The organism is Paenibacillus forsythiae T98 (assembly GCF_000520735.1).
In the GTDB taxonomy this organism is placed as follows: Bacteria; Bacillota; Bacilli; order Paenibacillales; family Paenibacillaceae; genus Paenibacillus_AQ; species Paenibacillus_AQ forsythiae.
On record NZ_ASSC01000027.1, the window covers coordinates 1 to 9,879 of the forward strand.

The 9,879-nt window shown below is 54.9% G+C and carries 13 protein-coding genes and 1 pseudogene; 2 read left to right on the top strand and 12 right to left on the bottom strand.

All coding sequences use genetic code 11. The features are described 5' to 3' along the window. Positions 1-536, bottom strand: a 536-nt coding sequence (locus tag L692_RS0101065) for an ROK family protein (RefSeq protein ID WP_025696399.1), incomplete at its 3' end; no start/stop codon positions are given. A 246-nt stretch (positions 537-782) separates the two neighbouring features. On the opposite strand from L692_RS0101065, the gene L692_RS0101070 reads away from it, so the two are divergent. Beyond that, a complete protein-coding gene (locus L692_RS0101070; RefSeq protein ID WP_025696400.1) occupies positions 783-1,682 on the top strand; it encodes an SDR family oxidoreductase in 900 nt (299 codons plus the stop codon). Positions 1,683-1,857: 175 nt separating this feature from the next. Here L692_RS0101070 and L692_RS0101075 read toward each other — a convergent pair whose 3' ends face one another. From L692_RS0101075 to L692_RS0101120, 10 genes are all read right to left on the bottom strand, one after another. Next, on the bottom strand, positions 1,858-2,787 hold the full coding sequence (locus tag L692_RS0101075; protein WP_025696402.1) for a 5'-3' exonuclease: 930 nt from the start codon (positions 2,785-2,787) through the stop codon (positions 1,858-1,860). Positions 2,788-2,819: 32 nt separating this feature from the next. Continuing rightward, positions 2,820-3,185 (bottom strand): arsenate reductase family protein, encoded by a 366-nt coding sequence (locus L692_RS0101080; RefSeq protein ID WP_025696404.1) that lies wholly within the window; start codon positions 3,183-3,185, stop codon positions 2,820-2,822. Between the two features lie 34 nt (positions 3,186-3,219). Further along, complete coding sequence (locus L692_RS0101085; protein ID WP_025696406.1) at positions 3,220-4,215, bottom strand: RluA family pseudouridine synthase; 996 nt, start codon at positions 4,213-4,215, stop codon at positions 3,220-3,222. 1 nt (position 4,216) lies between these two features. Next, positions 4,217-4,780, bottom strand: a complete 564-nt coding sequence (locus L692_RS0101090) for a cob(I)yrinic acid a,c-diamide adenosyltransferase (RefSeq protein WP_025696408.1) — start codon at positions 4,778-4,780, stop codon at positions 4,217-4,219. A gap of 17 nt (positions 4,781-4,797) precedes the next feature. Further along, positions 4,798-5,367: a type 2 periplasmic-binding domain-containing protein gene (locus L692_RS0101095; RefSeq protein ID WP_051503420.1), complete on the bottom strand. Its 570-nt coding sequence runs from the start codon at positions 5,365-5,367 to the stop codon at positions 4,798-4,800. Positions 5,368-5,535: 168 nt separating this feature from the next. Next, a complete protein-coding gene (locus L692_RS31575) occupies positions 5,536-5,784 on the bottom strand; it encodes an aspartyl-phosphate phosphatase Spo0E family protein (protein WP_025696412.1) in 249 nt (82 codons plus the stop codon). A 277-nt stretch (positions 5,785-6,061) separates the two neighbouring features. After that, positions 6,062-7,288, bottom strand: a complete 1,227-nt coding sequence (locus tag L692_RS0101105; protein ID WP_025696413.1) for an aminotransferase class I/II-fold pyridoxal phosphate-dependent enzyme — start codon at positions 7,286-7,288, stop codon at positions 6,062-6,064. Positions 7,289-7,306: 18 nt separating this feature from the next. Then, a complete protein-coding gene (locus L692_RS0101110) occupies positions 7,307-7,807 on the bottom strand; it encodes an Lrp/AsnC family transcriptional regulator (RefSeq protein ID WP_025696414.1) in 501 nt (166 codons plus the stop codon). Between the two features lie 265 nt (positions 7,808-8,072). Continuing rightward, complete coding sequence (locus L692_RS0101115; RefSeq protein ID WP_025696416.1) at positions 8,073-8,459, bottom strand: spore coat protein; 387 nt, start codon at positions 8,457-8,459, stop codon at positions 8,073-8,075. Positions 8,460-8,560: 101 nt separating this feature from the next. Beyond that, positions 8,561-8,794 carry a hypothetical protein gene (locus tag L692_RS0101120; protein WP_025696418.1) on the bottom strand — a complete coding sequence of 78 codons (234 nt, stop codon included), beginning with the start codon at positions 8,792-8,794 and terminating at the stop codon, positions 8,561-8,563. 234 nt (positions 8,795-9,028) lie between these two features. On the opposite strand from L692_RS0101120, the gene mscL reads away from it, so the two are divergent. Further along, on the top strand, positions 9,029-9,403 hold the full coding sequence (mscL, locus tag L692_RS0101125; RefSeq protein ID WP_025696420.1) for a large-conductance mechanosensitive channel protein MscL: 375 nt from the start codon (positions 9,029-9,031) through the stop codon (positions 9,401-9,403). Positions 9,404-9,524: 121 nt separating this feature from the next. On the opposite strand, the pseudogene L692_RS32280 reads toward mscL, so the two are convergent. Further along, positions 9,525-9,879: pseudogene (locus tag L692_RS32280) on the bottom strand (MFS transporter); the annotation flags it as partial.

Sequence of the window (9,879 nt, forward strand, 5' to 3'; positions counted from 1 at the left end):
CCCTCGAAGCAATCTCCGTGGAACGGACATGTTCCTGCGAAGGTGTCTTCCGGATGGCGGCGGACATAAATATGTCCCATTTCCGGATGGGACAGACCGTGAATCAGCTTGCCGCCCACGACGGCGCCCGCCCCGATTCCCGTTCCTACCGTTATGTACAGACAGCTGTCCAGGCCCTGCGCGGCACCCCAGGTATGCTCGCCAAGAGCGGCGCCGTTGACATCGGTATCAAAGCCGATGGGCACATCAATTTTTTCACGGACCGCGCCAACCAGATTGTACTGGCTCCAGTAAGGCTTTGGCGTCGTCGTAACATAGCCGTATGTCGGGCTTCCAAGCACCGGATCAATCGGCCCGAATGAACCAATGCCGATCGCTTCAACATTTTTACCTTCAAAATATTGGAATACTTGCGCCATCGTCTCTTCCGGATGAGTCGTAGGAAAGCTGACCCGGTCGATAATGCTTCCGTCCTCATGCCCTATTCCACATACAAACTTCGTTCCTCCAGCTTCAATCGCACCCAATAATTTCACTTGCCGGTTTCCCCCTTTAAATAATGAATACGCTTTCAGTGCGCAAACAATCTCCGTTTCCTATTATACTTTGTCCGCCGAACGAATGACAAGCGCTTGGCATGGATAAAGATCAGACTTCGGCAGCCCAATTCTGTCCAAGCATCCCAGATTCGCTCAGGGCTCCCTCTTGCTCTGCCAATCTGGGCACCTCCGCCCCGGGAATGGAATATACTGGGTGCAAAACCGTGTAAGAGAGGACTTCATATGAATCCACAAATTCCGTATTTCGGGTCGGAGGTGCAGTGCAGGCAGGTGCCGCTAACCTTTCCGCCGCAGCGTCAATACAGGCAGCCGGGTCTCGAATTTCTGATGGTGCCAAGGCCCATTTACGATAATCCGAATTACAAGGGCAGCGGCAAGCTTCTGGGCAAGACCGCCCTGATCAGCGGAGGGGACAGCGGTATCGGCCGCGCGGTCGCGGTAGCCTTCGCCAAAGAGGGCGCAGATGTTACAATCGCTTATCTGTGCGAGCATCAGGACGCCGTGGAGACGAGAGACGCCGTAACCCGGCTGGGCCGCCGCTGCCTGCTGATCCCCGGAGATTTGAGGCGGAAGGAAGCGTGTAAGCAAGCCGTCCGTATGACGCTCGAATGCTTTGGGCAGCTCGATATTCTGGTAAACAATTCAGGAGTCCAGTTTGTCCGGGACAATTATTTGGATATTACAGAAGAACAGCTGCGAATGACGTTCGATACGAATATTATTTCCTTTTTTCATATGACAACAGCGGCGCTGCCGCATATGCCTGCGGGAAGCAGCATTGTAAATACCGCCTCGGTCAACGCCTATATCGGCAGGGACAATCTGATCGACTATTCCTCTACCAAGGGAGCCATCGTCAGCTTCACCCGCGCCCTTGCCAATAATCTGGCGGATAAGGGCATCCGGGTCAACGCCGTTGCCCCCGGTCCGTTCTGGACCCCGCTCAATGTGGCGACACAGCCGCCGGAGGCCGTCAACACGCTTGGCGCCGACACGCCGATGAAGCGCGCGGGCCAGCCATACGAGCTTGCCCCGGTCTATGTTCTGCTCGCTTCGGACGACGGCTCCTATATTACGGGCCAGACGATCCACGTCAACGGCGGACAGATGACGACAAGCTGACCGCCCCCAGTCTCATTCTGAGCCGCTTCAGCCCAATGCGGACACCTCCCCCTCCCGGACACAAAGAAGACTGCTCCAAAGAGCGTGCGCCCTCTAGAACAGTCTTCTTCGCTTTTGAATCCGATTATGCGAACGGATCGGCCTTCACGGAGCCCGCTCCGGACCCGTTGCCTTGTCAATCCGGCAGCTTAATCTCTACAATTCCGTCTCCCCGCTCCTCTTCCTGCACAGCCGGGATCAGGTACATCAGGCTTCCGAACTCCAGCTCCTTGAACTTGCGCGCCGCCGGCTCTTGCCGCACTTCCCACACACATTCGGTCAGGGTGCAGGCCAGCGGAACATCGCAGCGGATCTCGGCCAGCTCCCGTGACAGATGCAGCATGTCGAGATCGGCTTCGATCTTGGCCCGCACGCCCTTGGGCAGCAGGTGCAAATTTTCGATTACGCCCTCCACCGTCCGGTATTCGGCCAGCAGCTTAAGCGCCGTCTTCTCGCCGATTCCCCGGACACCGGGATAATTGTCGCTCGTATCGCCCATAAATCCTTTCAGGTCGACGACCTGGGAGGGGGTGAGCCCTTTTTCCTCTAGCAGGGCCGCCGGATCGTACACTTTATAGTTGGACCGGCCTTTTTTCATGATAACGACACGAACCTGGTCGGTGACCAATTGGAGCATATCATGATCCCCGGTCAGAATATATACCTCCGACTCTTCCCTGAAGCAGGAAGCCAGCGTTCCAATGCAATCGTCAGCCTCGTAGCCCGGAATACCCACATTCGGCACGCCCAGCTCCGCGACCACCTCTTTAACGAGATCGAACTGCGGGATCAGCTCCAGCGGAGGCTCTCCGCGGTTCGATTTATAGCCGTCAAATTTTTCGGTGCGGAACGTGCTTTTGCCCATATCCCAGCAGCATACGACATGGGAAGGCTCAAAAGCCTGGACAGCGTCGAAGAAATATTGCAAAAAGCCGTAAACGGCATTGGTTGGCAGACCGCCGCTCGTCTTGCGGATATAGCCTCCGTAGGCGGTAGCATAATAGGCCCTGAACAGCAGCGCCATACCGTCCACAATCATTACTCTGCCTCCAGCTTCTGCACTCATGCCCATTTACCATTTACCTCCTCTTTAAGAACTTACTCGTTTTCCCAGATCCGGCAGAAGTCATCTTCCTTGAAACCCACCGTAACCTTGTCTCCCAATTTGACAATGGGGCGCTTGATCAGCTTCCCTTCCCCGGCCAGCAGCTCCAGCTGTTCGCGCTCGCTGAGGTTCGGCAGCTTCTCCTTTAAATTCTCCCGCTTGTAGACCTCGCCGCTCGTATTGAAGAACTTCTTGAGCTCAAGGCCGCTTGCAGCGACCAGTTCACTTAATTCATCAACGCCCGGAGTCTGCTCTACGATATGACGAAGCTCCAGGTCATGTCCCTGCTCCTTCAGCCATTTCACGGCATTCCGGCAGGTGCTGCATTTCGGATAGTGGTAGACGATCAATTGACTCATGAATACGATTCTCCTTCGATCCAGTCTGATTAGTTTAGATTTGCTTCGTCGCTTGCTCCTGCCTCAGCCTCGCCTCCAGCTCCGCCATATCCGGGGGAAGCGGCGCCTCAAACGTCATTTCCCGGCGGAGAATCGGATGGGCGAAGGTGAGCCGCGCCGCGTGCAGCGCCTGGCGGCCGATCGCGGCGTCCAGCGCCGACACCTCCGCCAGCTTGGCGGCCTTGGCAGGCTCCGCCCCGGACCCTGCCGCATCGTATGCCGGATGCCGGTACATCCGGTCTCCGATCAGCGGCGTGCCGATGGAGGTCATATGCACCCGAATCTGGTGCGTACGGCCGGTAAAGAGCTTCAGCTCGACCCTTGAGCCGGAAGGATACCGTTCCTTCACCTCGTACCGGGTCAGCGACGGATATCCGTCCGGCGTCACAATCCGCCGATGCGGCTCTAGCGGATCGCGGTCGATCGGACCGTCGATGTCTCCGCTCTCCGGCACAGGCGCCCCGTGAACGAGCGCGACATAGCGCTTGTCCACGCTCCCCCTCAGCATCTGCTCTGAAATATGCTGATGGCTGTACGGATTTTTCGCGATGGCGAGCACGCCGGACGTTTCCTGATCCAGACGGTGAACGGGCCGGAAGCGGTAGCGCTCTTTTTTCTGCGCCCAATAATACACGACCCCGTTGGCCAGCGTATCGGTATAATGGCCGTGGGTGGGATGAACAATCATCCCCGCCGGCTTGTTGACCACGAGCAGATGCCCGTCTTCATACAGAATGTCCAGCGGGATCGGCTGCGGCAAAATATCCTTCGAGGTCTCCGTCTCCATCCGGATCTCTACAAGATCGCCGGCGCGGACATATACGCTGATATAGACTCTTTCCCCGTTCAGGGTAATTCCGTGCTCGGTCAGTTTCAGGCGGGACAGCAGCTTGCGGGAGACGTCCATCCGCTTTTGCAGAATGGTTTTGAGCAGCATGCCCTCTTCTTCGGCAGGAACAGTGTAGGCGATGGGCGGATAGTACGTCGTCATCTTAAGTCCGGAACACCTTGGCGCTGCGGATATATTCCACATCGTCTACTCCCACCCGCGTATTGGCCGTTCTAGCGAGCGCGAAGAAGTAATCCGAAAGCCTGTTCAAGTACGCCACCGTCTCCCCGTTGATCTCTGTGCTGCGGCCAAGCGATACGGTCCGGCGTTCGGCGCGTCGGCATACGGTCCGGCAGACATGCAGCACAGAGGCCAGTCCGCTGCCGCCCGGCAAAATAAACCGCTCAATCGGCGGGTTCTCCGCCTGCAACGAATCGATCCACCGTTCCAGCCGCTCCGCCATTTCGCCGGTTACCTTGTATTTTCCTTCGTCCTGCTTCACATAAGCCAGATCAGAGCCGCAATCAAACAGCTCATGCTGAATCTCCAGCAGCTGCTCTCGGACATCGGCAAATCGTTCGTCCTCCATCATGCTGCGCGCCTGTCCCACAAAGCCGTTCAGCTCGTCAATCGTACCGTAGGCTTCAATACGGAGATCATCCTTGAAGACCCGGCCGCCGATGACCGACGTCTCGCCCCGGTCGCCCGTTCGCGTATAAATCGCCATTTTCGCATCCCTCCGCTTTATTTCATCATTGCCCGGATAACCTGAACGCTCCGCTCGGCATTTCGGGCGGAAGCCGGTATTGTAACGAACAGGCCCTCCGGCGTGTACCCGGCATCCTTGAACAGCTTCAGGCTTGATACAGGGATGCCGTATAAATGCGTCTCCTGCTTCAGCTCTGTCTGCTCATCCCCGGATTTTCGCTCCACGCCTCCCTCGAACACCCCGTCAGCGTAATTACTCTTGTTAAAATAGTCATCGAGCGGAACATTGGAGCCCTGCTTCCCGTAATCCAGCATGTCCTGCTTGGGCAAAATAATAATATCATTCATCGCCCCCGCGTATTCCAGCAGCAGTTTCTGGTCATTGTAGATAGGCGACACATTAAATTCCACCTTCAGATCCTGTCCCAAGCTCGCTGCAAGCTTCTCCTTCAGCTGCTCGGCCATGCCATCCGGCGCTCCATTCGGTCCCATCAAAAAGACCGTTACCGTATTGGCGTCTTTCCCGCCGCAGCCCGACAGCACCGCAACCAGCGCGATCAGCACCGCCAGTACGGCGTAACCGCGTATCCTCCGTCCTCCGCTCAACCCATCGTCCCTCCCGGCTTCTATCATTTCATGCATTACTACTGTACCATATTCGCTTCGGCTTGTAAGGGGCGTCTCATCTTTCCATCCGGCTTGCCGCGTATTACAGGCAGGCGAGAAGCTCCTCAAACAAAAAGAGGGTCCAAAGGACCCTCGCCGCCGCTCCCGTCATTTATTGCGGGAACGCCTTTTCATATACTCGTTGATCTTCAAATCCAGCTTGCTGCTGATTTCCACCACGTTATCCGAGGTGAGCGACTTCTCCTGCATAAACAACTGCTCCATTCGTCTCCGGAGTACGTGGATCTCCTCTTCCAGGGTAAGGCTGCACGAGGCGGCATCATCTCTGGCGAAAGCTTTTCCGCTTTCCGGGAGACGCTTCGCGCCAAAACATAGATAGTAATCGGTACAAAGCACCCATCATCCCCCCAAAAAGTTATATGGAGCGCAGCTACTTCCTATTTCTGCCTTGGCAATATCGCTCCTATATTATATGCAGTCTGACAATTATCGAGCCTGGTTCCCGGAATGGCTCTAAAGCACGGCAAGACATAAAGCCCGGTTGCCGAAGCTCCAAATTATATAAATAAACTGTATCGAGAGTAATATTATACCATATGACAAAAATATTTGCTATCATTTTCTTAATATTTTCATTGAATAACAATAATTTTCATACGAATTTTTTACATAATTATTCATTATTCCCCTTTTCTTTCTTTAAAAGCGCGACAAATGTGCCGATTCGTTCGAGCGCTTCATTTAATTGGCTTACGGAAGTCGCGTAGGAGCACCGCAAATAGCCTTCGCCGCCGAGTCCGAACACGCTTCCCGGCACGGCCGCCACCCTGAATTCACGGAGCAGACGCTGGGCAAATTCGTCGGAAGTCAGCCCGGTTCCGGCAATGCTCGGAAAGGCGTAGAACGCGCCCTGCGGCTCGTGGCATTCCAGCCCAGCCTCCCGCAAGCCCTTGACGATCAATCTGCGCCGCTGGTTATAGGAATCGACCATCCGGTCTTTTTCCTCCATGCCGTTCGTCAACGCCTCAAGCGCTGCTACCTGGCCCATGGAAGGGGCGCACATTACGGTGTACTGGTGAATTTTGAGCATGGCCGAGATCAAATCGGGATGCCCGCAGGCATAGCCCATCCGCCATCCCGTCATGGCAAACGCCTTGGAAAAGCCGCTGACGAGAATCGTGCGGTCCATCATTCCCGGAAGAGAAGCGAAGCTGACATGATTGCAGCCGTAGGTCAGCTCGGCATAGATTTCGTCGGAGATGACGATCAGGTCATGCTTCTCCACCACCTTGGCGATAGGCTCCCAGTCTTCCCGGCTCATGATCGCTCCCGTCGGGTTGCTCGGGTAGCACAGAATCAGAATTTTGGACCGCGGCGTAATTCTAGCCTCCAGCCCTTCAGCCGTCAGCTTGAACCGGTCCTTGCCGAATGTCTCGATGCCGACGGGAACCCCGCCGCCGATCGAAGTAATCGGAGAATATGAAATATAGCACGGCTCGGGAATCAAGATTTCGTCTCCCGGCGATATCAGCGCCCGAAGGGCAAGATCAATCGCTTCGCTGCCGCCTACGGTGGTGATAATCTGCTTGTCGGGATCATAGTTCAGGTCAAAGCGGGTATGCAGATAGTCAGCGATTCCCTCGCGCAGCTCCGGCATTCCCGCGTTGGAGGTGTATCCGGTAAATCCGCGTTCGAGCGAGTAGACGCAGGCTTCCCTGACATGCCACGGCGTCTTGAAATCCGGCTCGCCCACCCCTAGAGAGATGATATCCTTACTCCCTGCGGCCAGGTCGAAAAATCTGCGGATGCCCGACGGCTGAATCTGCTGAACCAGCGGGGACAGATAGGAAGACATCGACTTGCTCTGTTCTCCGGCAGGCTGGGTTTTATTCGTAATCATATATTCTCATCTCTTCCTTTACGGGGAGATCATCAGACGGTTGTCTTCTTCGTGATCTTCAAAAATAATCCCGTCCTGTTTATATTTTTTGAGGGTGAAATTCGTCTTGGTTGACAGTACGGAATCGATGGGAGACAGCTTCTCGGAGACAAAGTTCGCCACCTCGCGCAGATTGCGTCCCTCCACTTCCACCAGCAGGTCATAGGCGCCGGACATCAGATAAACCGACTTCACCTGGGGATAGAGATAAATCCGTTCGGCGATGCCCTCAAAGCCGCGTCCGCGCTCGGGTGTAATCTGCACCTCGATCAGGGCCGTAACCCGCTCGTCGTCCACTTTATCCCAATTGACCACGGTCGCGTATTTAACGATTACGTGCTCTTTCTCCATCTGCCCGATCGCAGTCTTCACTTCTTCTTCTTCCGCTCCAAGCAGCGTCGCCAAAAGCTCCGGGGTTCTTCTGGCATCTTCTTTGAGCAGCTCCAGAATTTTTCTCTTCAGCTCATTCACTTGTTCCATGACTTCCCTCCGGGATTCTCGCCGGGAGCGCGCCGCTGTCGGCGCCCCGGCGAAAGAATTGGTTTCATAAGAGTTTATTATTAATATGACATGAAAAGGTCATATCTGCAAACAAAAATAACCCCGCCATTCAGCGGGGAAGTGTACCGGTCTGACCCGAACCGGAAGGAGGGACGCAAAAAGCCTTCGGTTCTCCCTCTCAGCCGGAAAGCGTCCGCTCTTTAACCGGAAACGGCAAAGAACGGACGCTTTCTTCTTGTCTGAGTTACATGTAGTAAGCGTTATGCACGTTAGCCTGATGCTCCGATACATTCGGGGCCTGTGCGTACACGCCCTGGCCGCCGAGCTTTTGCTGAATGAACTGCTGGGATTTTTGCTGGGTCTGATGCGCGTTCTGGATTTGTTTGTCCAGCTCCTGACGGAGCGCCTTCGAAGGAGTCTTGTACATATTCAGTTGCGACATTTGCGTGAACAGCTCGCCTTGAAGACGAAGGGTATCCCCGGTCAGATCATTGAAGGTGCGGCGAACCGACGGACATGCGGACTCGGTGGCTGCTGTCGTATATTCCCGGACGGTCCGTTTCAAATCGGCAAGGATAATATTCAACAGATCCTCGTCTTGCATAAATGCATTTACGTTTTGTGAGTACACGTCTTTGACCTCCTAAAAGTGGTGTGAAGAATGGCTTCGGAAGCATGCTTTGTGATGATACGCTTGGGAAGCCTGCGCTTAAGCCATGCGAAGCGGTTCCTTTATTGCGGCTGGGTCGGCGCGTACTGCTGATGCTGCTGAAGCAGTTGGATCAGCGCCCCCATGTGATGGCTGTGGTTTTGGATTTGCTGCTCACAGATTTGGCGGACCGTTTGATTTTGCGTAACTCCGGCTGTTGCGGCATACTGCTTGATCAGCAAGTCTTCATTGGAAATGGAGTCGGCGATATACTCCAGTTCTTTCGTGCTCAAAGGTTGCATTTGCGTGGATTGCATTCTTATTCATTCCTTTCCTCTGAATAGTTCAACCACGCTTAGTATGCCGCTTCCGCTGCGGTTTATGTGCCAAATTTCGCAAGCGGACCCTGCAATATTCGGACCTAAGCCCCAAGAGAAATTCGGGTGAACCTGACTGACCGCGAGCATCGAGCCTCCGGTATTGAAGCTTCCCGTGATGTTTGTCATAATGGAGCAAGCGATTATTTATTTTACAAGGAGAGATTCACTGCGATGTGGAAAGAATTCAAAAGCTTTGCGCTGAAAGGAAATGTGCTTGATCTTGCTTTCGCCGTTGTGATCGGGGGCGCCTTCGGCAAAATCGTGGCTTCACTTGTGAACGACATTATCATGCCGGTGGTCGGACTATTGATCGGCGGCATTGATCTGAAAAGTCTGGAATATCCGCACGGCGACACGGTGCTGAAATACGGCATGTTCCTCCAAAGCGTGGTCGACTTTTTTATTATCGCCTTTTCGCTGTTTATGTTCGTCAAGCTTGCCGGAACATTCAAGCGGAAGCGTGAGGAAACCGTCAAAGCCGATCCCGCACCGACGCGCGAGGAGCTGCTGCTGACTGAAATCCGTGATCTGCTGAAGAACAAATAGGCGCCTGCTTTTAAAATCCAAGCTAAATCCAAACCAAACAGCCGTCCCTCTGTCATAGCGGCCGGGAAGACGGCTGTTCGTTTATGCCGATGAATCGGCGGCGGCCCAGGTCTGCTGCGGTTCAGGAATGCTCCGGCAGCGATTCCCTGCGCAGCATCCGCCGCAGAAAGAGCCAGCTTCCGAGCGGGGCGGCTCCAAGGCCCAGCAGCAGCAAGGTAACGGTGCGCGGTGCGGCGCTGACCGACAGGATGGCGATAAACACAAATGTCCCCGCAAGCCGGCCGGTCATCAGCGACAGCTCGCGGAGCACAACCAGCTCGACGCGCTTGCCGGCGCTCTCCTCGCTTTCGCCCATCAGATCAAAGCTTGTGGAAACCATCGGCAGCATGTACAGCGGGATAAACAGCGCTGTTCCCATCCCCATAACGAGCAGCGTTGCATAGCTTACCGTCCACAGCATGGGCAGGATAACCGCC